General features: G+C 70.0%; 24 protein-coding genes and 1 pseudogene. 14 read left to right on the plus strand and 11 right to left on the minus strand.

The genetic code is table 11. From position 1 onward, the window contains the following. Positions 1-33 precede the first annotated feature (33 nt). Complete coding sequence (locus AC069I_RS20720) at positions 34-324, plus strand: 4a-hydroxytetrahydrobiopterin dehydratase (RefSeq protein WP_478235172.1); 291 nt, start codon at positions 34-36, stop codon at positions 322-324. Between the two features lie 387 nt (positions 325-711). Here the strand turns inward: AC069I_RS20720 and AC069I_RS20725 are convergent, their stop codons facing one another. From AC069I_RS20725 to AC069I_RS20735, 3 genes are read right to left on the minus strand one after another with little or no spacing between them, the layout of a single operon-like run. Beyond that, complete coding sequence (locus tag AC069I_RS20725; RefSeq protein WP_478226406.1) at positions 712-1,050, minus strand: winged helix-turn-helix transcriptional regulator; 339 nt, start codon at positions 1,048-1,050, stop codon at positions 712-714. A gap of 17 nt (positions 1,051-1,067) precedes the next feature. Further along, the gene (locus AC069I_RS20730; RefSeq protein WP_478266199.1) at positions 1,068-1,448 is read right to left on the minus strand and encodes a type II toxin-antitoxin system death-on-curing family toxin; all 381 of its coding nucleotides are present in this window, start codon (positions 1,446-1,448) and stop codon (positions 1,068-1,070) included. After that, positions 1,445-1,648 carry a CopG family transcriptional regulator gene (locus AC069I_RS20735; protein WP_478226264.1) on the minus strand — a complete coding sequence of 68 codons (204 nt, stop codon included), beginning with the start codon at positions 1,646-1,648 and terminating at the stop codon, positions 1,445-1,447. The genes AC069I_RS20730 and AC069I_RS20735 overlap by 4 nt, the downstream gene beginning before the upstream one ends. A 205-nt stretch (positions 1,649-1,853) precedes the next feature. Here AC069I_RS20735 and AC069I_RS20740 point away from each other — a divergent pair, with 205 nt between their 5' ends. After that, entirely contained in the window at positions 1,854-3,215 is a 1,362-nt protein-coding gene (locus tag AC069I_RS20740) for a M20/M25/M40 family metallo-hydrolase (RefSeq protein WP_478226263.1), read from the plus strand. A gap of 306 nt (positions 3,216-3,521) precedes the next feature. Here AC069I_RS20740 and AC069I_RS20745 read toward each other — a convergent pair whose 3' ends face one another. Both AC069I_RS20745 and ychF read right to left on the minus strand, forming a co-directional pair. After that, positions 3,522-4,205, minus strand: a complete 684-nt coding sequence (locus AC069I_RS20745) for a hypothetical protein (RefSeq protein WP_478266200.1) — start codon at positions 4,203-4,205, stop codon at positions 3,522-3,524. Between the two features lie 324 nt (positions 4,206-4,529). Then, positions 4,530-5,612 (minus strand): redox-regulated ATPase YchF, encoded by a 1,083-nt coding sequence (ychF, locus tag AC069I_RS20750; protein ID WP_378443118.1) that lies wholly within the window; start codon positions 5,610-5,612, stop codon positions 4,530-4,532. 105 nt (positions 5,613-5,717) lie between these two features. On the opposite strand from ychF, the gene AC069I_RS20755 reads away from it, so the two are divergent. Continuing rightward, positions 5,718-7,175: a DNA-3-methyladenine glycosylase 2 family protein gene (locus AC069I_RS20755; RefSeq protein WP_478266201.1), complete on the plus strand. Its 1,458-nt coding sequence runs from the start codon at positions 5,718-5,720 to the stop codon at positions 7,173-7,175. Then, complete coding sequence (locus AC069I_RS20760) at positions 7,175-7,675, plus strand: methylated-DNA--[protein]-cysteine S-methyltransferase (protein WP_478266202.1); 501 nt, start codon at positions 7,175-7,177, stop codon at positions 7,673-7,675. The genes AC069I_RS20755 and AC069I_RS20760 overlap by 1 nt, the downstream gene beginning before the upstream one ends. 82 nt (positions 7,676-7,757) lie before the next feature. Here the strand turns inward: AC069I_RS20760 and AC069I_RS20765 are convergent, their stop codons facing one another. Together AC069I_RS20765 and AC069I_RS20770 are read right to left on the minus strand one after the other, a co-directional pair. Continuing rightward, entirely contained in the window at positions 7,758-10,709 is a 2,952-nt protein-coding gene (locus AC069I_RS20765; RefSeq protein ID WP_478266203.1) for an AAA family ATPase, read from the minus strand. Further along, positions 10,706-11,857 (minus strand): exonuclease SbcCD subunit D, encoded by a 1,152-nt coding sequence (locus tag AC069I_RS20770; protein WP_478226259.1) that lies wholly within the window; start codon positions 11,855-11,857, stop codon positions 10,706-10,708. Before AC069I_RS20770 ends, AC069I_RS20765 begins: the two co-directional genes overlap by 4 nt. 178 nt (positions 11,858-12,035) lie before the next feature. Here AC069I_RS20770 and rmuC point away from each other — a divergent pair, with 178 nt between their 5' ends. Together rmuC and AC069I_RS20780 are read left to right on the plus strand one after the other, a co-directional pair. Further along, positions 12,036-12,950, plus strand: coding sequence for a DNA recombination protein RmuC (gene rmuC / locus AC069I_RS20775; RefSeq protein WP_478226258.1), 915 nt, complete (start codon positions 12,036-12,038; stop codon positions 12,948-12,950). 435 nt (positions 12,951-13,385) lie between these two features. Beyond that, on the plus strand, positions 13,386-14,261 hold the full coding sequence (locus AC069I_RS20780) for a DUF6542 domain-containing protein (protein WP_478266204.1): 876 nt from the start codon (positions 13,386-13,388) through the stop codon (positions 14,259-14,261). A gap of 90 nt (positions 14,262-14,351) precedes the next feature. Here the strand turns inward: AC069I_RS20780 and AC069I_RS20785 are convergent, their stop codons facing one another. Further along, positions 14,352-15,365 carry a 4-hydroxy-3-methylbut-2-enyl diphosphate reductase gene (locus AC069I_RS20785; RefSeq protein ID WP_478266205.1) on the minus strand — a complete coding sequence of 338 codons (1,014 nt, stop codon included), beginning with the start codon at positions 15,363-15,365 and terminating at the stop codon, positions 14,352-14,354. A 151-nt stretch (positions 15,366-15,516) separates the two neighbouring features. Between AC069I_RS20785 and AC069I_RS20790 the strand changes: the two genes are divergently transcribed. From AC069I_RS20790 to AC069I_RS20815, 6 genes are all read left to right on the plus strand, one after another. Next, complete coding sequence (locus AC069I_RS20790) at positions 15,517-16,173, plus strand: lipid droplet-associated protein (protein WP_478226256.1); 657 nt, start codon at positions 15,517-15,519, stop codon at positions 16,171-16,173. After that, on the plus strand, positions 16,170-17,435 hold the full coding sequence (xseA, locus tag AC069I_RS20795) for an exodeoxyribonuclease VII large subunit (RefSeq protein WP_478226255.1): 1,266 nt from the start codon (positions 16,170-16,172) through the stop codon (positions 17,433-17,435). The genes AC069I_RS20790 and xseA overlap by 4 nt, the downstream gene beginning before the upstream one ends. Next, the gene (locus AC069I_RS20800; protein ID WP_478226254.1) at positions 17,432-17,833 is read left to right on the plus strand and encodes a hypothetical protein; all 402 of its coding nucleotides are present in this window, start codon (positions 17,432-17,434) and stop codon (positions 17,831-17,833) included. The genes xseA and AC069I_RS20800 overlap by 4 nt, the downstream gene beginning before the upstream one ends. Then, positions 17,830-18,063, plus strand: a complete 234-nt coding sequence (locus AC069I_RS20805) for an exodeoxyribonuclease VII small subunit (RefSeq protein WP_192743439.1) — start codon at positions 17,830-17,832, stop codon at positions 18,061-18,063. The genes AC069I_RS20800 and AC069I_RS20805 overlap by 4 nt, the downstream gene beginning before the upstream one ends. A gap of 84 nt (positions 18,064-18,147) precedes the next feature. Then, positions 18,148-19,218 (plus strand): class II fructose-bisphosphatase, encoded by a 1,071-nt coding sequence (glpX, locus tag AC069I_RS20810; RefSeq protein WP_034305363.1) that lies wholly within the window; start codon positions 18,148-18,150, stop codon positions 19,216-19,218. Between the two features lie 9 nt (positions 19,219-19,227). Beyond that, entirely contained in the window at positions 19,228-19,998 is a 771-nt protein-coding gene (locus AC069I_RS20815; RefSeq protein ID WP_478266206.1) for a S1 family peptidase, read from the plus strand. 61 nt (positions 19,999-20,059) lie between these two features. On the opposite strand, the gene AC069I_RS20820 is transcribed toward AC069I_RS20815, so the two are convergent. Beyond that, positions 20,060-21,049, minus strand: a complete 990-nt coding sequence (locus tag AC069I_RS20820; RefSeq protein WP_478226252.1) for an NAD(P)/FAD-dependent oxidoreductase — start codon at positions 21,047-21,049, stop codon at positions 20,060-20,062. Positions 21,050-21,162: 113 nt separating this feature from the next. Here AC069I_RS20820 and AC069I_RS20825 point away from each other — a divergent pair, with 113 nt between their 5' ends. Then, positions 21,163-22,560, plus strand: coding sequence for a class II fumarate hydratase (locus AC069I_RS20825; protein WP_478226251.1), 1,398 nt, complete (start codon positions 21,163-21,165; stop codon positions 22,558-22,560). Here AC069I_RS20825 and AC069I_RS20830 read toward each other — a convergent pair. Beyond that, on the minus strand, positions 22,557-23,138 hold the full coding sequence (locus AC069I_RS20830; RefSeq protein ID WP_478266207.1) for a TetR/AcrR family transcriptional regulator: 582 nt from the start codon (positions 23,136-23,138) through the stop codon (positions 22,557-22,559). The genes AC069I_RS20825 and AC069I_RS20830 overlap by 4 nt on opposite strands. A gap of 43 nt (positions 23,139-23,181) precedes the next feature. On the opposite strand from AC069I_RS20830, the gene AC069I_RS20835 reads away from it, so the two are divergent. After that, positions 23,182-23,637 carry an SRPBCC family protein gene (locus AC069I_RS20835; protein ID WP_478266208.1) on the plus strand — a complete coding sequence of 152 codons (456 nt, stop codon included), beginning with the start codon at positions 23,182-23,184 and terminating at the stop codon, positions 23,635-23,637. Here AC069I_RS20835 and AC069I_RS20840 read toward each other — a convergent pair. Next, positions 23,635-24,531: pseudogene (locus tag AC069I_RS20840) on the minus strand (DMT family transporter); the annotation flags it as partial. The gene AC069I_RS20835 and the pseudogene AC069I_RS20840 sit on opposite strands and share 3 nt — an antisense overlap. Positions 24,532-24,580: the final 49 nt, after the last annotated feature.

Genomic DNA, 24,580 nt, shown 5'->3' on the forward strand with positions numbered 1-24,580 from the left:
GCAGCGTAGCCGACGGCGTACCACCATGGAGTCATGGCGGAAATCTTGAACGACCAGCAGGCCGACGAAGCCGTGACCAAGCTCTCCGGGTGGACCCGCGACGGCGTGACGATCGAGCGGACGGCGAAGCTGCCGAGCTTCCCCAAGGCCATCGAAGCGGTGGGCAAGGTGGCCGAATTGGCGGAGGCGGCCGACCACCATCCCGACATCGACATCCGCTGGCGGACGGTGACGTTCCGGCTCAGCACGCACTCCGCCGGAGGGCTGACGGAGAAGGACTTCTCGCTCGCGTCGCAGATCGACGGGGTACTCGACGGCATGTGACGTCCGCGACGATCGCGCCACGACTCCGCTTCTCGGACGTCATCCCGGTAGGGACACAACGAGAAAGGACGAGTGATGACGCAAGCGATCGTGGTGGGGTTCTCGGCGTTCGGCGCGATGGTGGCGGCCGCCGCCGGAGTGCTCTGGTACACGGCGCGCGATCGGCATCACCAGCACGATCAGTGATCTTGGTCACACCGGCGTCCGGCAGGTAACGCGGAGCCTGATCAACGCGCTGTTCCGGGCGGACCTGTCGCTTCTCTCCCCCGGGGAACCGCCGTGAACAACGCCTCCATCACCGCCGCCCAGCGCGCCTGGGTGACCACGTTCGCCGCCGCCATCACGCTGCTGACGATCGTCGTGCTCGGCCTGCTCGGCTAGCTCCTTCTAGCCCGAGTAGGCCTCGCGGGCGGCGACCAGCTCCGGAAGGTGCTTCGCCGCCCATTCACGGCATGCCTCCATCGGCTCGAACAACGTCCGGCCGAGCGAGGTGAGCTCGTATTCCACCCGCGGCGGCGTCTCGTCGTACACCGTCCGCGTGATCATGCCGTCCCGTTCCAGAGCCCTCAAGGTCTCCGTGAGGACCTTCGGCGTGACTCCCCTCAAGGGCACCCGCAGCTCGGAGAATCGGCGCGGCCCTTCTTCCAGGCACAGCACGACCAGGCCCGCCCATTTGTCGCCGATCCTGAACGGGGTCAGGTTCGACGGGCAGCCGGGCGCGAACATGTCGGGACTCAGCGGCTTCATCCGCCCGAAGTTACCCTCGCCCACGCCGCCAGTTCGACCGCGGCGTCCTGGTAGGTGCGCGAACCGACCGACATGGCGATCACCAGGTCGTACGCGTCGTCTTCCGGCGCGTCGAGGTCGTACCCGTTCAGACCGTAGAAGACGAACGTCGCCATCCAGGACAGCCGTTTGTTCCCGTCGACGAGCGGATGGTTGCGCACGACCGACTCCAGCAGTACTGCCGCCTTCTCGTGCAGCGTCGGATAGGCGTCCCGCCCCATCAACGAAGCCTGCGGCCGGTGCGCGGCGGAGTCGAGCAGCCCGAGATCGCGGATCTTGGGCACACGGAGATCCTCCGCGAGCGCCAGGAGGTCTTCGACGGTCAGGTACTCGATCACTGAGCGAGACGGTCGAGCAGAGCGGCGTAACGCTCGCGGCCGTTCCGGGACAGCGCACGGACACGATCGTCGCGGACGCGGCGCGCGGCGGCCTCGGTGATGGCGCGAACGGTGGCTTCGTGCTTGCTCACGCCGTCGGCCTCCGCCAGCAGGGCGAGAGCGCGCTCCTGCTCGTCGTTCAACCTCAGGGTCATGGCCATTCGCCGATGATACCACTCTGGTAGCACTCGTCCCTGCGCAAACCCGCGGAGCCGCGAATGCCGCTTCCGGGCCGGTGGTCTCGAAATCCAGTGCGCCGGGTCGCCGTGCGGTGAACCGGAAAAAGGGGACGATCGGAGGTTGCCCCGGCGGCCCCGTGACTCTTAGCTACTCGAACGAGTTTCTTCGAGAAGTGAGGGGTGTTCCATGGCAGGTCTGCGCAGACGTGAGGTGCTCGCGGGCGCGGTGGCACTGGCGGGCGCGGCGACGATCGGGCTGAACCCCGGCACCGCCGCCGCGGCCACGCAGCAACGTCCGGGCGCGCAGTTCCCGCCGTCGCTGGAATTCGGCGACTACCCGGTGGTCGCGCGAGTGCGGTCGCGGCGGGCGCTGGAGCACCTGCGGGTGCTCAGCGACAAGATCGGTCCCCGGATCGCCGGCACCGAAGGTGAACTGCGAGCCAAGGACTACATCGCGAAGGTGCTTCGGGACCTGCGCTACCAGGTCACGCTGCAGCCGTTCCCGATCGCCGACAAGTTCCTGGGCAGCCTGTCGATCGGGCGCGACAGCTGGCAGACCGGCTCGTCGCCGCAGGGCGCGCAGGACGTCACGCGCGAGGCCGTCGTCGTCGACGCCGGTGACGGCAGCACGCTGCCCGACGATCTGACCGGCAAGATCGTGCTGATCGCCGCCGTGGCCAACAAGGCCGACGCGTACCTGATGGCCGCGCAGCGCGGAGCGGACGCCGTGCTGCTCGGCCGGATCGGCGCCGACCCGGCACGGAAGCTGTCCGCGTTCTCCCCGACGCTCGCCACCCCGGTCACCATTCCGGTGCTCGGCCTGGCCCAGGTGCAGGTGGAGCGCCTGCGCGAACGGCTCGCCAAGGGCTCGGTCACGGTGAAGGCGACGGCCACCCACCACAAGAACCTGACGTCGTACAACGTCATCGCCGAGCGGCCGGCCACGTTCCCCGGCAAGGACGACGGCGTGGTCATGGTGACCGCGCACTACGACAGCGTCCCCGGCTCCCCCGGCGCCAACGACGACGGCAGCGGCACCGTGCTCTGCCTGGAACTGGCGCGTGTCCTGCGATACCTGCCGACGAACAAGACGCTGCGGTTCGCGCTGTGGGGCTCGGAGGAGTACGGGCTGATCGGTTCGCGGCACTACGTCAAGAACCTGTCCGACCCGGAAGCCAAGCGGATCGCGGGCTGTTTCCAGAACGACATGGTCGCCACCAGCTGGGACCCGGCGATCACCTACTGGCTGCTTTCGGTCGACGGCGCCGACAACGCCACGACCGCCGCCGTCAACGCCGCCGCCAAGCGGCTCGGCTACGACCCGCGGGTCAAGGGCCCGGTGGCGCGCGGTTCGAGCGACCACGTGCCGTTTTTCGAGCGCGGGATCGCTTCGGGCAACTTCAGCTGGCGCGGCGAATCCGGCCCGGCGCTGCTGGAGCCGACCTACCACACGCCGGAAGACACCATCAAGGACAACGTTTCCCTTGAGCGGCTTCAGGTTTCGCTGGAGCTGATCGGCTCGGCGGCGTACAGCCTACTGCGGAAGTAGTGAGGTGTCGTGAGTGGTGAGGATTGTCGCAGGGCACGCGCTCGGTTGCCCTGGCCGACAGGAGCCGACCGCGCCCCTGGGTGTCCACTAAGGACACTTTTCGCTGACTCAATGTCCGACTGATGCCCGGATAGGCGATTGCACGAAGGGGTCGTGAGTGGCGTTTCGGGTTCTAACCCGAAACGCCACTCACGACCAACCCGACCCACGACCAACCCGACCCACGACCAGGACCGAAGGCGCCCCCTTCGTCGCATCAGACACAGCGAAGAGAGCCTTAACCCCACCCGTCAACCCCGCCCAAGATCAACTTAAGCTACGTGACATTGGGTTCCAACCGTTCTCACCACTCACCGACGCCTGGCTCTCGACGCGCCAAGCGAGCCAGCGAAACTTCCCGCGGTCTCCAGTAAGATCGGTGTAATCCGTCCATCTCGCTTCATAGCGGCCGCGCAGCGTGCGGTCGCTGGCAGGTGCCGGGGCGACCTCGGTGCCCCAGTGGAGCTTGCCTGTCAGGACCGCCCCCTCGTGCAGACGGTATTGGGCGTCTCGCGTCAGCCTCGACCCGGGCGGGTTCCAGAGACCCGGAACATTACTGAGCAGAATGGCGAGACCGTCGTCGCCCCAACCATTCTCGACGAACCGCTCCAAACGCGATACGTCGAACACGAAATTCCTGCGGACCAGATCCATGGCGGTGTGGTCGCGAAGCGAGAACCACTCAGCGTCCGCCCCCTGCTCGCCTGCCCATCGGGCGGTGGCGTACTTGAACTCCACCAGCGTCCTCCTGGCGCCTGAGCACACGAGATCCACGAATTCACGCCGGTCGCCGGGCTGTCGCATTTCGAGTCGGATCTTCAGCTCGGGCGCCAGTCCGGCAAGTGTTTGCGCGAAGGCGAACCGAAAGTCGGCCTCCGAATGGAAGACCGGACGGACGGCGGACAGCGAAGCCATGACTTCGGACAGCAGGATCCGGTCGGCGATCAGCACGCAGACCAGCGTTTCCATACCGAGGTCGCGCCCGAGCTGTTCCTGACGACTCTGAACTCGGATCGTTTCGTCGCCGATCCGGCATCGCAGCACACCACGGCTCTCCGATGCACACCAGGCTCAAGATTGTCGGCGAACCTCGACACCCTGAAGAAGTGAGGTCTTCACGCAGGTGCACGGCAGGCTGCGACGAGCCGAGTCGAAGCCGTCGAGGGAAGCAAGTCCACGACCATATGCTCCACACTGTTCGGTGTTCGGCCAATACCGAACACCGAACAGTCACTCCATGCAGCGAACCGCGGGCCCGAGTTGCACCCCGACCGATCAGACGTTGAAGCGGAACTCCACGACGTCCCCGTCGGCCATGACGTAGTCCTTGCCCTCCATGCGCACCTTGCCCGCCGACCGGGCGGCGGCCATGGAGCCGTGCTCGATCAGATCGGCGAAGGACACGACCTCGGCCTTGATGAAGCCGCGCTCGAAGTCGGTGTGGATGACGCCCGCGGCCTGCGGGGCGGTCGCGCCCTGCGGGATCGTCCAGGCGCGTGACTCCTTGGGCCCCGCGGTCAGGTACGTCTGCAGGCCGAGGGTGTGGAAGCCGGCGCGCGCCAGCGAGTAGAGACCGGGCTCGTGCTGGCCGACGGACTCCAGCAGCTCGCGCACGGACTCCTCGTCGTCCAGTTCGAGCAGTTCGGCTTCGACCTTGGCGTCGAGGAACACCGCGTCGGCCGGGGCGACCAGCTTGGCCAGCTCCTCGCGGCGCGACTCGTCGGTCAGGATGCCTTCGTCGGCGTTGAAGACGTAGAGGAACGGCTTCGTGGTGAGCAGGCTCAGCTCGCGCAGGGCCTCGAAGTCGACCTCCTTCTGCGCCTGGAAGAGGGTCCGCCCGGCGTCGAGGATCTCCTTCGCCTTCTGGGCGTTGTCGAGCGCGGGCTTGTTCTCCTTCTTCGTCCGCGCTTCCTTTTCCAGCCGCGGCAGCGCCTTCTCAAGGGTCTGCAGGTCGGCGAGGATCAGCTCGGTGTTGATCGTCTCGATGTCGCTGCCGGGGTCGATGCGGCCGTCGACGTGGATCACATCCGGGTCGTCGAACACGCGGATGACCTGGCAGATCGCGTTGGCCTCGCGGATGTTCGCGAGGAACTTGTTGCCGAGGCCTGCGCCCTCGGAGGCACCCTTCACGATTCCCGCGATGTCCACAAAGGACACGACGGCGGGCACGGTCCGCTCGGAGCCGAAGACCTCGGCGAGCTTGTCCAGCCGCGGATCCGGCAGCGGGACGACGCCGACGTTGGGCTCGATCGTGGCGAACGGGTAGTTCGCCGCGAGCACGTCGTTGCGGGTCAGCGCGTTGAACAGGGTGGACTTGCCGACGTTGGGCAGGCCGACGATGCCGAGGGTGAGACTCACGGGCCAGAAGTCTACGTGCCGCCCGCCGCCCCATCCGCCGAGGCCTTGATCGCCGTGTCGGATTTCCGCCAGCCGTGCCTCCGACCTGGTGGCACGATCGATGTCATGACCGAGCAGACCCTGGCCGAACGGGCCGTCTGGCGCGACGCCGAACGGTGTTACCGCGCCGTCGCCGCCCGTGATTCCCGGTTCGACGGCCAGTTCATCATGGCCGTCGCCACCACCGGGATCTACTGCCGTCCGTCCTGCCCCGCGTCGACGCCGAAGCAGCAGAACGTCCGCTTCTACCCGACGTCGGCGGCCGCGCAGGCCAACGGCTTCCGCGCCTGCCGCCGCTGCCTGCCCGACGCCGTTCCCGGCTCCCCCGACTGGGACATCCGGGCCGACCTCGCCGCTCGGGCGATGCGGCTCATCTCGGACGGGACCGTCGAACGCGACGGCGTCCCGGGGCTCGCGCGGCGGCTCGGCTATTCCGAACGGCAGCTCGGCCGCGTCCTCACCGCGGAGCTCGGTGCCGGGCCGCTGGCGCTGGCGAGGGCCCACCGGGCGCACTCGGCGCGGCTGCTGATCGAGATGTCCGGCCTCCCGCTGACCGACGTCGCGTTCGCCGCGGGCTTCTCCAGCGTCCGCCAGTTCAACGAGACGATCCGGGAGGTCTTCGCGACGACGCCTTCACAGCTTCGCGCCGCGAGCCTGCGCCGTCGTAAGGCCGAGGAGCTGCCGACCGGGACACGGTTGAGCCTGCGGCTGCCGTTCCGCAAGCCGTTCGACGCGGCCGGGGTGCTGGACTTCCTGGCCGACCAGGCCGTCCCCGGCGTCGAGCACGTGACGCGCGACGATTCCGGAGTGACCGGCTACGGGCGCACGCTGCGGCTCGCGCACGGCCCCGGCGTCGTGTGGCTGACGGCGAAGGACGACCACGTTCGCTGCGACCTGCGGCTCACCGACCTGCGCGACCTGAGCAGCGCGGTGGCCAGGGTGCGGCGGCTGCTCGACCTCGACGCCGATCCCGAGGCGGTCGCGCGGGTCCTCGGGGCCGACCCCGCCCTCGCGCCGCTGGTCGAGTCGATCCCCGGCATCCGGGTACCCGGCACCGTCGACGGCGACGAGTTCGTGCTGCGCGCGATGCTGTCCCCCGCTGAGGCGGCGTCGCTCGCCGACGCTCTCGGTGAACGCCTGCCCAGCTGCGACGAGTCGCTGGAAGGGCTGACCACGCTGTTCCCGACGGCGGCCCAGATCGCCGAACACGGCCCGGAACGAGTGGCCGCGGTGGCCCGCGCGCTGGCGGACGGGGTGGCGGTCCACGTCGGCCGCGATCCCGGGGAGCTGCGGGCGGAACTGCTGGACGTCCCGGGAATCGGGCCGGGGACCGCGGACTACGTCCTGATGCGCGTGCTGGGCGCGCCGGACGTCCTGCTGACCGGTGACCCGGCGCTGCGCCGTGGAGCGGCGGCGCTGGGCATCACCGACGACGAAACGACGCTGGCCGAACGCGGACGGGCCTGGCAGCCCTGGTCCTCGTACGCCGGCATGTACTTGTGGCGCGCCGAAAAGGGAGAATGATGAGCATCGCGTACTGGTCCACAATGGACACCAAGATCGGCCCGTTCACCGCCGTGGTGGCGGGCGACGGGGCCGTGCTCGCCTCGGGCTGGACCGGCGACGTCGGCGAACTGACGCCGCTGATCTCGCCTTCCCTCACCCCTGGCGAAGTGAAGCAGCGACGGGACCTGGGCCCGGTGAGCACCGCGATCCGCCGCTACCACGACGGCGAACTGGTCGCCGTCGCCGATATCGAGGTTCGGCAGCGGTCCGGCGCTTTCCGGGAGCACGCCTGGGAAATCCTGCGGAAGGTGCCCGCGGGCGCACCGGTCAGCTATGCGGAGTACGCGGCGCTGGCGGGGAATCCGGCGGCGGTGCGGGCGGCCGCGTCGGCGTGCGCGAAGAACGCGGCGGCGCTGTTCGTGCCGTGCCACCGGGTGGTGCGGACCGGCGGCGGCGTGGGGAACTTCCGGTGGGGTGTCCCGGCGAAGCAGTGGCTGCTGACGCACGAAGCGGCCTGACCTCCTCACGCAAGTGCTATGAAAGGCCCCTTCATTGCAAATTTTGCAATGAAGGGGCCTTTCATAGCACGGGGCGGCAGGGTCAGGCGGCATGGATCTCCACCGAAGAGCCCGTACGCGACTTCCGGATCCGCAGCCTCGTCGGGATCCGCTGCCGCAGTTCCTCCACGTGCGAGACCAGCCCGACCACGCGACCGCCGGCGCGAAGCTCGTCGAGGATGTTCATGACGATGTCGAGCGTCTCGGCGTCCAGCGTGCCGAAGCCCTCGTCGATGAACAGCGTGTCCAGCAGCGCTCCGCCGGTTTCGGCGGCGACGACGTCAGCGAGGCCCAGTGCCAGCGAGAGTGACGCGAGGAAGGATTCGCCGCCCGAAAGCGTCTTCGCGGGCCGGATGGTGCCGGAGTAGTCGTCGAGCACGTCGAGGCCGAGCCCGCCGCGGGTGCCCCGCGCCCCGGCCGCGTCGGAATGCACGAAGGAGTAGCGGCCTTGGCTCATCGTCCGCAGGCGGGCCGTCGCCGCGACCGCGACCTCCTCCAGCCTCGCGGCGAGGACGTACGAGCGCAGCGACATCTTCCGCGCGTTCTGCCCACGACCGTTGACCACCTCGGCCAGCGCCTTCAGTTCGAGATACTCCTCTTCGACCGGCGCCAGTTCCGCCATCGAGGACGTCATCCGCTCGGCCAGCCCGGTCAGGTCCGTGTGCCGCGTCTTCGCCGTCCGCAGCGCCGCGAAGGCCTGCTCGGCCTCGGCTCGCGTGTCCTGCGCCGTGTCCGCCGAAGCGGCGACGTCGATCTCGTCCTCCGGCGAGATGCCGAACAACTCGGGCTGCGCGAGTTCCTCGCGGGCGGCCCGCTCCATCACCTTCGCGTCGGCGAGGCTGGCTTCCAGTTTCATGATCTGCTCGTCCGGCCGCGCCGCGGCGCGCATCTCGTCGAGGTCCACGAAACCCTTGGCCCGCAACGCTTCCTTGACCAGTTTCGCTTGCTCGTCACGGCGCTCGCGGACACCCGCGACGGTCAGCCGCGCTTCGGCCAACGCGTCGAGGCGGGTCGCGAAGCCGAGCAGATGACGCCGCCGGGTGGCGACGTCGGCGAACTCACCGCGCGCGGCCTCCAACCGGCGTTCGCGCTCGGCCAGCCGCTCGGCCAGCCCGCGCACCTCGGTCGCCACCTCGACCGCGCGGCGTTCGGCCGCCCCGTGCTGTTCGGTCAGCTGCTCGATCTTCCGTTCCAGTTCGAGGAGCCGCGTCTCGAGAGCGGGCTTTCGGCGAGCCGTCTCCGACAGCGTCGCGACCAGGTCGCACGCTTCGGCGAGCCCGGCCCGCAATGTCTCCTCGGTGTGCTCGCCCAGCCGCTCGATCAGGACGGTCAGGCGGTTTTCGGCTTCCTGCATCGCGGCTTTCGCCTTCTCGCGCCGCACGTGCGCCTGCTGCTCCGCGGCTTCGGCGCGGCGCTCGTCCTCGGGGTCGACCAAGCCGCCGGTGTGCGTCGCCGGCGACGGATGCTCCGTCGCGCCGCAGACCGGGCAGTCTTCGCCCGGGTGAAGACCGGCGGCGAGTTCGGCCGCCATTCCTTCGAGACGCCGTTCCCGCAGATCCAGCCGGTGCTGACGGGCCTGCTGATGGCCGTCCACGGCCTCGCTGACCGCCGCACGTGCCCGCTCGACGGCCTGTCGTGTCCTGGGCACCTCTTCGGCGTCACGAACCAGCGCGGTCAGCTCGTCGACACGAGCGCGGGCGCCGTCGAGCTTCGCTTCGGCTTCGGCGGCAGCGGCCGCTTCGGCCCGCAAAGCCGAGACCTTCTCCGGCGCCGCGCCGAGCTCGGCGGCGAAGTCCTCGGCCTGCTTCTTCGCCTTCTCAGCGGCGGCGTTCAGCTGATCGCGGCTGACCAGAGCCCGTTGCTGCTGCTCGCTTTCCGCCACGAGTTCGGCGAGCGCGCCCGCTTCTTCCCGCAACCCGCCGGCGCGAGCGCGAAGCTCGGCTGCCGAACTCTCCACCGCGTCCGGCACTTCCCGAGCCCGGAGCGCCTCGGCGGCTTCGGCCTCCGCGAGCTGATCCAGCCTGCGCTCGAGGAGATCCGCCTCCGCGACGACACCCGCCGCACGATGCGCCGCCTCGACTTCTTCCGCCCACTCCGCACGCTGGCCCGCCTGCTCGGCGATCACCGACAACCGCGTGTACGCGGTGCGCACCCGGCGGATCCGTTCGGCGGTGGACCGGTTCTCCTGCCAGACCGCTTCAGCCTTCTTGGCCGCCGTCCGAGCCTTCGTGTCGCGTTCCTGGGCCTCGGCGACGCGCCGTGCCGACTCGGCGAGCACCTCCCCGACCCACTCGGCCTGCCCTTCCTCGGGCGCCTCCTGCCCCGCGACCTGCGCGAACCGCGCGACCCACTCCCGAAGCGTCTGCTGCCGCGCCTGCAACTCGCGGCCTCGTTCGGCACGCAGATTCGCGAACCAGTTCTCGACGTCGGAGAAGCGCTCGGTGCCGAACAGCCGCTCCAGCAGCTCCTCGCGTTCGGCCGTGTTCGCGCGCAGGAACCGCGCGAATTCGCCCTGCGGCAGCAAGACCACCTGGAAGAACTGCTCGTGCGTCATGCCGATGAGCCGCTCGACCGTGCGCGCGACCTCGTCGATCCGCGTGATGCCCTCGGCCACGTGTCCGGCGGGTACGGTGCCGACCCAGCTCAGCACCGCCTTCGCCTGCTGGACGGTCATTCCTTCGCCACGGCGCTTCGGTCGCTGGTACTCGGGGTTGCGCGCGATCCGCATCCGCTGCCCCTGCACGGTCAGTTCCAGGACGACCTCGGTGACCTGGTCGGGCTCGGCGAGGTCGCAGCGCAGCCGTTTGACCTCGCCCCGCGCGCCGGGGACGGTGCCGAACAACGCGAACGCGATCGCGTCGAGCAGGGTCGTCTTCCCCGCTCCGGTGTCACCGTGCAGCAGGAACAGCCCATCGGCGCCGAGCACGTCGAAGTCCACCACCTCGCGGCCCGCGTACGGACCGAAAGCGGCGACCTCCAACCGGTGCAACCTCATACTTCGCGCTCCCTGCCCGCCGCGCCCAGCGCCGCCAGCACCAGCCGCTCTTCGCTCTCCGACGGCGCGGATCCGCGGCAGTCCTCCAGGAAACTCCGGGTGATCTCGACGTCGGATCGCCCGCGGACGGCTTCGGCGTACTTCAGCGCGGCACCGTCGTGCCCGCCTTCCGGCTGCCAGTCCATGTGCACCGCGTAGGGAAACCGCTCACGCAGCTTGCGCATGGCGTCGATCGGGCGGACCCGGTCGGTGACCGTGAAGGAGAGGAAGTGTTCGGTGAGGCCGTCGTGCTCCGGATCGGAAAGGAGATCCGCCAGCTCACCCCGCAGCATCGCGAGGTGGCGCGGCACCGGTAGTTCGTGGCGCCGGACCTCGGCGAGCCCATCGGCGCCGAGTTCCACCAGCCAGACCGATTTCCGTTGGCGCGTCTCGGAAAACGAGTACGCCAGCGGGCTGCCCGAATAGCGCAGGTGCTCGGCGAGGGTCTGCGGGCCGTGGAGGTGGCCGAGTGCGACGTAGTCGACGCCGTCGAACACCGAACCCGGCACCTGTTCGACGCCGCCGACCGCGATGGTCCGCTCGGATTCGGTCGGTTCGCCGCCGGTGACGAAGGCGTGCGCGAGCACCACCGAACGCGTTCCGGACGGCCGTCCCGCGAGATCCGCCCGGACCCGCCGCATCGCCTCGGTGAGGACGCCGGTGTGGCCGCGGGCCTCGGGTACGCCAAGGGCGTGACGCGCGGGCTCCGGTTCGAGATACGGGATCCCGTAGAGCGCGACCTCGCCGTGCTCGTCGGACAGCAGCACCGGCTCGGCGAGCCCGTCGATCGTGGCGCGCAGGTGCAGCCCGCCCGCCGCGGCGAACTCGGCGAACGCGCCCAGCCGCGGCGCGGAGTCGTGGTTGCCCGGTGTCATCACCAGTGCCGCGCCGGCCTGACGGATCCTGCCCAGCGCGGTCGTGGCCACGCGGACGGCCTCCGCCGAGGGCACCGCGCGGTCGTAGATGTCGCCGGACACGAGCACGACGTCGACCGACTCGGCGGCCACGAGATCGGCGAGATGGCCGAGCACGGTTTCCTGCTCGGCGAGCAGATCGGCGCCGTGGAAGGTACGGCCGATATGCCAGTCGGACGTGTGCAGGAGCTTCACGCAGCCCAAGGTAGGGCCGCGCACCGGCCGGAGAGGGGAGGCGCGCCCTTGACGGCACTGCGCTTTCCGACACGCCGGGGACGGCGCAGGTCAGATACGGAGCGCGACCGCGCCGTTCCGTTCTTGTCGGTGGGTTCCGCCATGATGTCCCCGACTCGGATCCGGAGGGGAGGTACCGGTGGCGACGGTGATCACCACCGCGGCCGTCGTGCTCGCGTTGCTGCTGCTCGCGGCCGTCGCGCTGTTGTGGCGGCTGTACAACGACGGCATGCGGAGGGCGGACGCGGCGGCGAAACAGGTCGCCGCCGAGCGGGCGAAGGCCGATCAGCAGCAGCTCGCGCTGCGCCGGTACGAGGTCGCGTTCGCCTCGATCAGCGGCCGGGGCGAGCTGGGCGAGCAGGTCCTGCTGGAGACCGCACGAGCGCTCGGGCTCCGCGAGGAGCTGCACTTCACGCTGCAAACGGACCTGGCGGGCGGCGGCGCCGCGAAACCGGACATGGTTCTGCGGGTCGGCGGCGGCCGGACCGTGCCGGTGGACGCGAAGGCGAGCATGGCCTGCTGGGCCGAGGCCGTCGAGACCGACGACCCCGAAGAACGGCTGGACGCGCTGCGCGTCCACGTCCGGCAGCTCCGGTCGCGGGCGGCCGAGCTGGCTGGCAAGGGCTACCAGCGCTGGGCCGACGCGATCTACGGGACGATCATGTTCGTCCCGTCCGACGCGGCCGTGGTCGCCGCGCTGGACACCGACCCGGAACTGCTGCGTTGGATGCTGGACCGGCGGGTCTTTCTCTGCGGGCCGACGGGGTTCGCCGTACTGGCGTCCGCCGCGCTGTTCGCCGCGACCGAACGGGCGCTGGTCGAGGACGTCGAGCAGGTCCGGGCGGGCGCCGCGGCCGCGCACCGGGCCGCGGGCAACGCGGTCGACGCGCTGAACCTGTCGAGCACCCACCTGCAGCGCTTCATCTCGGCCCGGCGGCGGGAGCTGGAGGCGCTCGAGAGCTTCCGGAGCACGGTCTCGCCGCTGACCGACGCCGCGGGCAGCCCGGCGCCGGTCCCGCTGATCAGGAAGACGGACGAACTCCCGGCCTCGTGATGCTCGGGACGGTTCTCACCAGGGGCAAAGGTGGCGTGTCCGAGCCGGCGGGAGCGGCGGGCTCGTTCGGTCGTGAAGGCCTCCTTGCCTACCCTGAAGGTAGTGAAGGGGCCCTTCACGAAATCCCGCGTGACGCGAGGGGCGAAGACGTTTGTCCCTCACCGGCCGAGCCTGAGTACCACGCCACCTTGTCCGGACCCTCGACACTCGTCCTGACCACTCACGGGCCGGATGCGGACCGCACCGCCTGACCTGCGACTTCCGGAATCGCGAGCTCCGTTCCGGCCCGCCCGGCAACCTTGTGGGTCCTTCACTCGTAGTACTTCCGGTAAGCACCCGGACAGTCCGTCCGGGTGGTCCGGAATGACCACTACCAGGCGATAGACACACCGCCTGTTGGCGGTATGCCCGTAGCTTGGATATACGGTGGGGCCTGTGACCGCGATTCGCGATCGCCAGAGCGATCCTGATGCCGACGACGTCCCCGTTGCCTGGGACGAGCGTCCGCTCGTCGGCGCCAGGCGGGGGCTGCCCTGGTGGGCGGCCGTCCTGGTGGGCTTCGGGCTCGCCATCCTTGGCGCCTTCGTCGACATGATGATGCAGAAGGACCTGGGCCTGCTGTTCAAGGCGTGCTACGCGCTCGGCGCGGTGGCCGCCGTGGTGGCCGTCCAGCGCCGCGGGCTGTTCGGCCCGATGGTGCAGCCGCCCCTGGTCCTCGCCGTGACCGTCCCGGGGGTCATCCTCCTGACCTCGGACGGCGGCAAGGGCACTGACCTGCTATCGAGAGCCTTCGACGTCGGCACGCCGCTGATCAACGGCTTCCCGACGATGGCCATCACCACCGGCGTCACCTTGGCGATCGGCATCTTCCGGATCTACCGCGAGCGCGATCCCAACGCTCCGGTGAAGGTGAAGCCGGGTACCAAACCCGAGCGTCGCGACGAGGGCAAGCCCGCCGCCCGTCCCGCCGCGGCCGCCGCGCCGGGCCGTGGCCGCCCCGCGTCCCGGACCGGCCAGACGCCGCCCCCGCCTTCCCGCCGCGGTGCTCCGCGTGACGGTGCGCCGCCCCGCCGCCGCCCGGTCGACGACGAGCGACGTCCCCGCCGCGACGCCGAACCCGGCGCCCGCAAACCGCCGCCGCCGGGACGTCAGCCCCGTCGGCCGCGTCCGCCGGAAGGCGGCGAACCGCGCCGTCGCGATCCCCGCGGCGAAAGCGCCCCCGGTGCCCCGCGCCGCCGTCCGCCGCGCGCGGACGATCCGCGCCGCGGAGGGCAGCCGCCCCGCCGCCGTCCGTGGGACGACGAGCGGTGAAGCAAGGGACCTTTGCTCTCGCTTGAGCCTCTGACCAGCAGAAAGGGCCGCCCGGGCAACTCCTCGGACGGCCCTTTTACGTAGCGGGCGTCAGGCCTTCGCGGCCTTGCGCAGCTCGTGCGGCAGCGCGAACGCGATCTTCTCGTTGGCCGTGGTGACCTCGTCGACGTTGTCCCAGCCACGCTCGGCCAGCCACGCCAGCAGGTCCATCACCAGCACCTCCGGCACCGAAGCGCCGCTGGTGACGCCGACGGTCTCGACGCCTTCGAGCCACGCTTCGTCGACCTCGTGCGCGAAGTCGACCAGGTGCGACGCGCGCGCCCCCGCCTTCAGCGCGACCTCGACCAGCCGCTTCGAGTTGGACGAGTTCGTCGAGCCGACCACCAGGACGAGGTCGCACTCGGCGGCCATGGCCTTGACCGCGACCTGGCGGTTAGTGGTGGCGTAGCAGATGTCGTCGCTGGGCGGGTCGGCCAAGCCGGGGAACTTGTCCCGCAGCTGATCGACGCGCTCCATGGTCTCGTCCACCGAAAGGGTGGTCTGCGACAGCCAGATGACCTTCGACGGGTCGCGGATCTCGACCTTGTCGACGTCCTCGGCGGTGTCGACGAGCTGCACCTTGTCGGGAGCCTCGCCGGCCGTGCCTTCGACCTCTTCGTGGCCTTCGTGACCGATCAGCAGGATGTCGTAGTCGTCCTTCGCGAACCGGTTGACTTCCTTGTGCACCTTCGTCACGAGCGGGCAGGTCGCGTCGATGGTCCGCAGGTTGCGCTCGGCCGCCTCGGCGTGCACCGCGGGGGAGACGCCGTGCGCGGAGAACACCACCAGTTCGCCTTCCGGCACCTCGGAGGTCTCGTCGACGAAGATCACCCCGCGTTCGCGCAGGGTCTCCACCACGTGCCGGTTGTGCACGATCTCCTTGCGCACGTAGACCGGTGCGCCGTAGAGCTCGAGTGCCTTTTCGACGGCGATGACCGCGCGGTCGACACCCGCGCAGTAGCCGCGTGGCTTGGCGAGCAGGACACGTTTGCCACCTGCCGGCACACCGGACTCGGTGATCGTCGGACTGCCGGCGGGCGTGATTCCGGGACTCGCAGAACTCATGACCCCAGGGTACGGGCTGCCCTGGGGGCTCCTCGCACTCACGTTCAGGTGACCAGGGAACCCCTCTGAAGTATGTGCGTGGAGTCACGTCCTGTGAGCCGACACACCCGTTCGGTTGGGCAGGATGGACGAGATACGGCAGGCTAGGCATATGAAGCCTCTCCCGCTCCCCCTCCGGGTCGCCGCGGGCCTCGCCGTCACCACCGCCGAGCGGGTTCGCGAACTTCCCAAGCAGCTCACCGGGCTCCCCGTCACGGTGGTCAGCCAGGTGCTCCAGTTCTCCATGCGCGTGCAGCAGCACGTCACCGAACTCGCGATCAAGGGCGACGACGCGCTGTCGGGCCTTCGCCCGGTCGAGGACACGCCCAGCTGGGCCACCTTCGACGAGGATCTCCCGCCGGACCTCGGCGAACGCCGGTACGAGCGCGACTCGTGCGTGATCCCGCTGCGTGAGGACGCCGAAGTCCCCGAACCTCGCGCCGAGAGGAACGGGCGCCTCCATGACCTCGAAGCGCTCACCGAGGACCCGTGGGCCGAGGAGGAGCGGGCGCTCGCCGAGGACCACGCCGACGGCGAGTTCGACAGCGCGAGCGCGCCCGTGACCTCCGGTCCCGCCGGGCTGGACGACTACGACACGCTCACCCTGCCGCAGCTGCGCGCCCGCCTGCGCCGGTTCGACCTCGCGCAGCTGGAGGAACTGCTGACCTACGAACGGGCGAACGCCGACAGGGCGTCGTTCGTCGGCATGCTCGCGCGGCGCATCGGGAACGTGAAGAAGGCCGACGGCGACGGCGCGGAAGGCCAGTGAGCGCCGAACCCGCCTCCGCCACGGCGGGCCCGTCCACGACCGCCGAGAACCCGTGGCCGGTCCGCACGGTCGCCCGTAAGGTCGGCGAGTGGATCAACCGGCTCGGCGCGGTCTGGGTCGAAGGTCAGGTCACGCAGATCTCGGCCCGCCAAGGCACCAACACCGCGTTCCTGACGCTGCGCGACCCGTCCGCCGACGTCTCGATGTCGGTGACCTGCCCGATGGGCCTGCTGCGCACGATCGAACCTCCGCTGCGCGAGGGCGCGAGCGTCGTGGTGCACGCGAAGCCGACGTTCTTCATGAACCGCGGTTCGCTGAGCCTGCGCGCCAGCGAGATCCGCGCGGTCGGCATCGGCGAACTGCTCGCGCGGATCGAGCGGCTGCGGCGGCTGCTGGCCGCCGAGGGCCTGTTCGCGCCGGAACGCAAACGCAAGATCCCTTTCCTGCCCAAGGGAATCGGGCTGATCACCGGACGCGCGTCGGCCGCCGAACGCGACGTGCTGGTGAACGCGCAGGCCCGCTGGCCGCATGTCGCGTTCAAGGTGATCAACACCGCCGTGCAGGGTTCGCTCGCCGTCCCGCAGATCCTCCAGGCACTGTCCAAACTGGACCGTGATCCGGACGTCGACGTCATCGTGATCGCGCGCGGCGGCGGCAGCGTGGAAGACCTGCTGCCGTTCTCCGACGAAGCGCTGTGCCGCGCCGTGTCCGCGGCCGGGACCCCGGTGGTCAGCGCCATCGGGCACGAGCCGGACACCCCGCTGCTCGACCACGTCGCCGATCTCCGCTGTTCGACGCCGACCGACGCCAGCAAGCGGATCGTGCCCGACGTGCGCGAGGAGACCCAGCGCGTCCGTCAGATGCGCGACCGCGGCCGCCGCGCCCTGCACGGGTGGGTGGACACGCAGGTCAGGCTGCTGAACCAGATCCGCAGCCGTCCCGTGCTCGCCGACCCGCTCGGCCCGATCCAGCGGCGCTCGGACGACGTCGAGATCCACCGCGAACGCGGTCGCCGCGCGATGCTCACCCTGCTCGCGAAGGACCAGGCCGAGATCGCCAGCGCCCGCGCGCGGCTGACCGCGCTCGGCCCGGCGGCGACCCTCGAACGCGGTTACGCCGTGGTGCAGTACACCGACGCGCAAGGCGACCTCCAGGTACTCCGGTCCGTCTCCGAAGTCGCGGACGGCGCGAAACTGCGCGTCCGCGTGGTCGACGGCGCGCTCGGCGCCGTCGTCTCAGGAGAGCCGGAGGAGGGGCGTTGACGGCGAGTTTCCTGCCTTTGACCATCGACGCCGCGAGACGTGCCGACGCCCCCGAGGTCCTGCGCAACGCGCTGCTGACCGACCACGCGGCCGCCGAGTGCTGGACCGTGCTCCTGGCGGGCTGTGAGTTCTCCACCAAACGCGGCCTCGACGCCCAGCTGCGCAAACTCTCCGAAGCGACGGCCGAGCATGTCGGCACCCGATGGTGGTTCGCGGACGGCACCGTGCACCGCAAACGGGTGGCGCGGGCCCAGGAGAACCTGGTCGCGGCGATCGCGGAGAGTGACGGCCAGGAGTTCGCCCTCGCCTTCGTGGGTTACGACAACGCCATGGCCGGCGCGGTAGTGTGCGCGGGTATCGGCAAGCACCGACGTCCGGTAGAAGGAAGCACAGCGTGAGCAAACCCGGTGGTGAGACCGCCGAACTCGGCTACGAGCAGGCCCGCGACAGGCTGGTGGAGGTCGTCCGCGAGCTCGAAGCGGGCGGGCTGTCCCTGGAACAGTCGCTCGCCCTGTGGGAGAAGGGCGAGCAGCTGGCGAAGGTCTGCGAGCACCATCTCGAAGGCGCTCGGGAACGGATCGAGGCAGCGTTGTCCTCCGTGGAAGACGAGACCGGCGACGGTCAGTGACGTTCACCATGCTCCTGAGCCACCGAACCACCGTGGGTATCTGAGAGACTGGGACCCCGCCGAGTTCCTGACCCGGGAGGCCGCATGCCCACCCCCACCTCGTCCGCCAGCTCTTCTCGACGCCCTGAAGCCCCTGATCGCAACCTCGCGATGGAGTTGGTCCGCGTGACCGAAGCCGCCGCGATGGCCGCGGGCCGCTGGGTCGGACGCGGGGACAAGATCGGCGGGGACGGTGCCGCGGTGGACGCGATGCGCCAGCTGGTCTCGACCGTGTCGATGCGCGGTGTCGTCGTCATCGGCGAGGGCGAAAAGGACGAAGCCCCGATGCTGTTCAACGGGGAAGAGGTCGGCAACGGTGACGGGCCGGACTGCGACGTCGCGGTCGACCCGGTCGACGGGACGACCCTGATGGCCAAGGGCATGCCGAACGCGCTCGCCGTGCTCGCGGTCGCCGAACGCGGCGCGATGTTCGACCCGTCCGCGGTGTTCTACATGGAGAAGCTCGCCGTCGGCCCGGACGCCGCCGGCAAGGTCGACCTGGCCGCCCCGATCGCGGAGAACATCCGCCGGGTCGCGAAGGCCAAGAACTCCAGCGTCTCCGACGTCACCGTGTGCATCCTCGACCGGCCGCGGCACGAAAAGCTGATCAAGGAGGTCCGCGAGGCGGGCGCCCGGATCCGCTTCATCTCCGACGGTGACGTCGCGGGCGCGATCGCCGCGGCCCGGCCGAGCACCGGCGTCGACATGCTGCTCGGCATCGGCGGCACCCCCGAAGGCATCATCGCGGCCTGCGCGATGAAGTGTCTCGGCGGCGAACTGCAGGGCCGCCTGTGGCCCAAGGACGACGCGGAGCGCGAGAAGGCGTTGGCCGCGGGCCACGACCTCGACCGCGTGCTCGGCAACGACGACCTCGTCCGCGGTGACAACGTGTTCTTCTGCGCCACCGGTGTCACCGACGGCGACCTGCTGCGCGGCGTGCACTACCGTGCGGGCGGCGCGACGACCCAGTCGATCGTGATGCGCTCGAAGTCCGGCACGGTCCGGATGATCGACGGCTACCACCGGCTGACCAAGCTCCGCTCGTACTCGTCCGTCAACTTCGACGGTCACCTCGACGATTCGCTGGAAGACGACGTAGTTCCCCCTCTCCCCTAAGGAGAAACCGTGCTGAAGCGCGTGCTCGTGGTCCTGCTCGCGGTGATGCTCCTCACGCCTGCCGGGCAGGCCAGGGGCGCGGGCGACCTCGTCGGCGGCAGAGAGGCCGACGAGCCGTATCCGTTCATCACGTCCCTGCATTCGGCCTCCGGCAAGGCTTTCTGCGCCGGGACGCTGATCGCGGTGGACTGGCTGGTGACGGCAGGGCACTGTGTCGAGGGCAAGAACCCGGCGAACCTGAGCGCGCGGATCGGCAGCACCGACAACACCCAGGGCGGCGAAATCGCGAAGCTCGCCGAGATCGTCGTGAACCCGTCCTACAACCCCGAACCCGAGCACGCGGGCGGTGATCTCGCCCTGGTGCGGCTGGCCGCGCCGGTGAAGACGGCGCCGATCACGATCGGGGCCGTCGTGGCGCCCGGAACGCCGACGCGGCTGCTCGGCTGGGGCCAGACGTGCCCGACTTCGGGCTGCGGCAAGGGTCCGGCGAAGCTGCGGCAACTGGACACGAAGATCGTCGAAGGCACACGGTGCACCGCTAAGTTCGACGGCGCGGTCGAGTTGTGCACCGACAACCCCGGTGGGAACACGGGTTCGTGCTACGGCGATTCCGGTGGGCCGGAGATCGCCAAGGTCGACGAGAAGTGGGTGCTGCTGGGCACGATCAGCCGCCCGGGCAACGCGGATCCGGTGTGCGCGACCTCGCCGTCGATCGCGACTTCGGTGGTGGCGTACGCGCAGTGGATCGCGGAGAAGATCACGCCGCCTACGCCCGCCTGACGTGCAATGAAGGGGCCTTTCATAGCAAATTTTGCGATGAAAGGCCCCTTCATCGCACGCGCTACTCCGCGTTGCTCGAGTGCCCCGGGAACAGATGCGCGTCCGGGTCCAGCATGACCGCGATGTTGTTCACCGCCGTCGCCGCTTCCCCGAACCCGGTCGCGATCAGCTTCACCTTCCCCGGATACGCCGCGACGTCGCCCGCCGCGTAGACCCGCTCCCGCGGGGTCGCCATGGTCGAGTCGACGGCGATCGCGCGATGGTCGATCTGGAGCCCCCAGCTCTCGATCGGCCCGAGATCCGCGGTGAAACCGAGCGCGGCGACGACCGTGTCGGCGCGCAGGATCTCGGGTTCGGCGCCCTTGACCTGGATCTCGACCTCGGCCAGCGTGCCGTCACGGTCGAGGAACCGGGTGACCTCGGCGTCGGTGACGATCCGCACGCCGAGTTCCCGCGCCTGCCGCACGATCGACTCGGCCGCACGGAACTTCGCGCGCCGGTGCACGAGGGTGACGCTCGCGGCGACCGGGTGCAGCGCGAGCACCCAGTCGAACGCCGAGTCCCCGCCGCCGACGACCACCACGTGCTGCCCTTCGTGTGCCTTCAACGAGGGCACGAAATGGACCATGCCGCGGCCGAGCCAGCCATCGCCCGCGGGCAGCGGCCGCGGAGTGAACTCGCCGATCCCGGCGGTGATCAGCACCGCGCCGGCGCGCAGGACCTGCCCGCCGTCGAGGGTGATGGTGACGCCGCCTTCGACGCTTTCGAGTTTCTCGGCCTTGCGTCCGAGCAGATACGCGGGCTTGAACGGCGCCGCCTGGTCGAGCAGGCCCCGCACCAGGTCGCGGCCACGGACCTCGGCGAACCCGCCGACGTCGTAGATCATCTTTTCGGGGTACATCGCGGTGACCTGGCCGCCCGCTTCCGGCAGTGAATCCACGACGGCCATCGAAAGGCCGCGGAATCCCGCGTAGTAGGCGGCGAAAAGCCCTGTCGGACCTGCCCCGATGATGACGAGGTCGTACGACGTTTCCCCAGCGGACTCGCTCATTCGGCACTCTCCCGGCCGGTGGTGGGCGGCGTGATCGAGAACACAATCGATCCTAGCGCTCGCGTGCCGAAAGACACGGAGCGCGCCGAGAGGCGCTGCGCGAGACTTGAGGTATGGCTGAACAGGAATACCGGATCGAACACGACACCATGGGCGAGGTGCGCGTCCCCGTCGACGCCCTCTACCGCGCGCAGACGCAGCGCGCCGTCGAGAACTTCCCGATCTCCGGCCGGGGCCTGGAGCGCGCCCAGATCCGCGCGCTCGGCCTGCTGAAGGCCGCCGCGGCGCGGGTCAACGCGCGGCTCGGCGTGCTGGACGCCGAGGTCGCCGAGGCCATCGCGAAGGCCGCGGACGAGGTCGCCGAGGGCAAGCACGACGCGCATTTCCCGATCGACGTGTTCCAGACCGGTTCCGGGACCTCGTCGAACATGAACGCCAACGAGGTCATCGCCACGCTCGCGTCGAAGGCGCTGGGCCGCGACGTGCACCCGAACGACCACGTCAACGCCTCGCAGTCCTCCAACGACACCTTCCCGACGACGATCCACGTCGCCGCGACGGAGGCCGTCCTGTCCGACGTGATCCCGGCGCTGGAGTACCTGGCCGCCGCCATCGAGACGCGCGCGGGCGAATGGGCGGACATCGTGAAGTCCGGCCGCACACACCTGATGGACGCCGTGCCGATCACCTTCGGCCAGGAGGCGGGCGCGTGGGCGTCGCAGGTCCGGTTCGGGGTCGAGCGGCTGAAGTCGGGGCTGCCGCGGCTCGGTGAACTGCCGATCGGCGGGACAGCGGTCGGCTCCGGGCTGAACGCGCCGGAGGGCTTCGGCGCGGCGGTCTCGCAGGAACTGGCTTCGGTGACCGGACTCCCGCTGACCGAGGCACGCGACCACTTCGAGGCGCAGGCGACGCAGGACAGCGTCGTCGAGACGTCCGGGCATCTGCGCACGGTCGCGGTGTCGCTGAACAAGATCGCGAACGACCTGCGCTGGCTGGGTTCCGGCCCGCGCACCGGGCTCGCCGAACTCGCGCTGCCGGATCTCCAGCCGGGTTCGTCGATCATGCCGGGCAAGGTGAACCCGGTGATCCCGGAGGCGACGCTCCAGGTGGTCGCCCAGGTGATCGGCAACGACGCGGCGGTGGCCTTCGCGGGCGCGGCGGGCAACTTCCAGCTCAACGTGAACCTGCCGGTGATCGCGCGCAACGTGCTCGAATCGGCGCGGCTGCTCGCGGCCGTCTCGCGACTGCTGGCGGACAAGGTGTTCACGGGTGTGACGGTGAACGCCGGCCGCGCGCGCGAGTACGCCGAGGGCTCGCCGTCGATCGTGACGCCGCTCAACAAATACATCGGCTACGAAGAGGCCGCCGCCATCGCGAAGCAGGCGCTCAAGGAGCTGAAGACGATCCGCGAGGTCGTGATCGAACGTGGTCACGTCGCGAACGGCAAGCTCACCGAAGCCCAGTTGGACGAAGCCCTCGACGTACTCCGCATGGCGCGCGGAGGCCGCTAAGCGCCGAGAGCGACCACGGCCGCGTGGAGCGGTGAGGCGAGCGAAGCCGCCAGCCCACCCGAAGGCGGTGTCTCGGCGAACAGGTGCAGCCAGGTCAGCACCGGGCCGAGCAGGATCGCGTGCACGAGGGCCGGATCGGGCCGTCGCGAGAGTTCCCCTCTCGTGACGGCCCGATCGAGCATCTGGACCAGATATCCGCGTTCGCGGCCGAGGAACACCTCGCCGAACCGCGTTTCCAGCGCCGGATCCGCCCGGACGTCGGCGAGCAGCGAAGGCAGCGCCTGCCGGAGTTCCACACCGTCCAAAGAGGACTGGATCACTTCGAGGACCGCGGACACGTCACCCCGCAGCGAGCCGGTGTCCGACGGCGGTTCGAGCTCGACGGGATGGATCACCGCCGCGAACACGAGCTCCGCCTTGGACCGCCACCGCCGGTACACCGCGGCCTTGCCGACGCCCGCGCGCGCCGCGACCGCGTCGATCGTGCAGCGCTGGTAACCGGACTCGGTCAGCAACGCCCGCACGGCCGCGCGGACCGCGTCGTCGATTCCTTCTTCCCTCGGCCTGCCTCTCGCCATGACCCCAGTTTACGAGACTGACAGTTCCGTATATCGTCCGGGTATGACCTGGACCAGGACCTCCCGCGAAATCCTCCCCTGCCCGCCGTCCGCGCTCTGGGCGCCGCTGGCCGACCTCACCCGGTGGCCCGACTGGGATCCCGACCTCGCCAGCGTCGAACTGCACGGCCCCGCCGCGGTGGGCTCGACCGGTTTCCTCGTACCGGACGGATTCCGCGGCCGCGTGCACTCACGGGTCGCCGAGCCGTTCACGATCACGTCCCTGACCGAGCACCGCGAGATCGCCTTCCGCCAGCCGATTCCCTTGGGTGCCATGGAGCTCGTGCTGAACCTGACCGAGGTCGACGGCGGGACCGAATTCGTCCAGAAGGTCACCTTCGGCGGGCCGCTGCGCTCGGTCATGGTCGCGATCATCGGCGGCGACGTCGTCAAGCACTTCGACGTCAAGTGCGCCAGGCTCGCGAAGCTCGCGGCGGCGCAGGCCGATCACGACGCCTGAGGACACCAGCGCGACCCCGATCACTTGGGAGAAGCGGAAATCCTGCATGCCCAGCAGGAGCGAGACGGCGAGGCCGGAGACCGGCATCAGCCCGACCAGCACCCCGGCCCGGTCCGCGCCCAGTGCCGAAACCGCCGAGTACCAAAGAAGAAACGCGATCGCGGTGACGACGACCGTCAGGTAGCCGAGCGCGATCAGTTCACGCCCGTCCGGCCACGCCCAGGCGCCGGACGGGTCGGCGATCGTCCCGACGACCGCTCCGCCGGCCCCCGCGGCGAAACACCCCCAGGTCGCGGTCGCCAACGGCCCGAGCCTTTCGAGCACGCCGACGGCGAGCAGCGTGAAGAGCGCTTCGCACACCATGGCCAGCGCCGCGAGCACCAGCCCTTGCCAGCGCGCCGCGCCGCCGCCGGAGAGCACGGCGATCCCCAGGCCGGCGAGCACCGCTCCGGTCACCGGCGCCCACGAGGGCCGCTTCCCCTTGGCCAGCGGGCCCGCCAGCGCGAGCACGAGCGGCGTGCCGCCGAGGAACGCGGCGACCAGACCGGGTTCGGCGTAGCGCTGCGCGAACAGCAGGCAGGCCTGGAACCCGATCATCCCGGTCGCCGCGAGGGCGATCAGCGACGGCACGTCGCGCGCTCCCGGCAACGGCAGCGGGCGCCCGCTCAGCCGCGCCCACGCCAGCAGGAGCACGCCCGCCAGCGCGTACCGCAGCGCCTGCCCGGTGATCACCGGGTACCCGTCGAGCATTCCCGTCACCGGCACGGACGCGCCGACGATCAGCACCCCCAGTACGCCGATCGTCACGCCTCTTCGTTCGTTGTCCATACCTTCACGGTGGCCGCTTTTTGGACCGAACCGAAGAGCCAAATCGTGCTTGATCGACCGGACCATAAGTGCGCCGAAGGGTCCGTGAAGGCCGGGTCCCCGCCGACGTCGCGAA

It is taken from the genome of Amycolatopsis sp. NPDC043885, from assembly GCF_056435685.1.

Coding starts and splice junctions, on each gene's coding strand:
- AC069I_RS20720 (WP_478235172.1), top strand. CDS start 34: ATGGCGGAAATCTTGAACGACCAGCAGGCCGACGAAGCCGTGACCAAG.
- AC069I_RS20725 (WP_478226406.1), bottom strand. CDS start 1,050: ATGTTCGCGCCCGGCTGCCCGTCGAACCTGACCCCGTTCAGGATCGGC.
- AC069I_RS20735 (WP_478226264.1), bottom strand. CDS start 1,648: ATGGCCATGACCCTGAGGTTGAACGACGAGCAGGAGCGCGCTCTCGCC.
- AC069I_RS20740 (WP_478226263.1), top strand. CDS start 1,854: ATGGCAGGTCTGCGCAGACGTGAGGTGCTCGCGGGCGCGGTGGCACTG.
- AC069I_RS20755 (WP_478266201.1), top strand. CDS start 5,718: ATGACCGAGCAGACCCTGGCCGAACGGGCCGTCTGGCGCGACGCCGAA.
- AC069I_RS20760 (WP_478266202.1), top strand. CDS start 7,175: ATGAGCATCGCGTACTGGTCCACAATGGACACCAAGATCGGCCCGTTC.
- AC069I_RS20765 (WP_478266203.1), bottom strand. CDS start 10,709: ATGAGGTTGCACCGGTTGGAGGTCGCCGCTTTCGGTCCGTACGCGGGC.
- AC069I_RS20785 (WP_478266205.1), bottom strand. CDS start 15,365: ATGAGTTCTGCGAGTCCCGGAATCACGCCCGCCGGCAGTCCGACGATC.
- AC069I_RS20790 (WP_478226256.1), top strand. CDS start 15,517: ATGAAGCCTCTCCCGCTCCCCCTCCGGGTCGCCGCGGGCCTCGCCGTC.
- glpX (WP_034305363.1), top strand. CDS start 18,148: ATGCCCACCCCCACCTCGTCCGCCAGCTCTTCTCGACGCCCTGAAGCC.
- AC069I_RS20820 (WP_478226252.1), bottom strand. CDS start 21,049: ATGAGCGAGTCCGCTGGGGAAACGTCGTACGACCTCGTCATCATCGGG.
- AC069I_RS20825 (WP_478226251.1), top strand. CDS start 21,163: ATGGCTGAACAGGAATACCGGATCGAACACGACACCATGGGCGAGGTG.
- AC069I_RS20830 (WP_478266207.1), bottom strand. CDS start 23,138: ATGGCGAGAGGCAGGCCGAGGGAAGAAGGAATCGACGACGCGGTCCGC.
- AC069I_RS20835 (WP_478266208.1), top strand. CDS start 23,182: ATGACCTGGACCAGGACCTCCCGCGAAATCCTCCCCTGCCCGCCGTCC.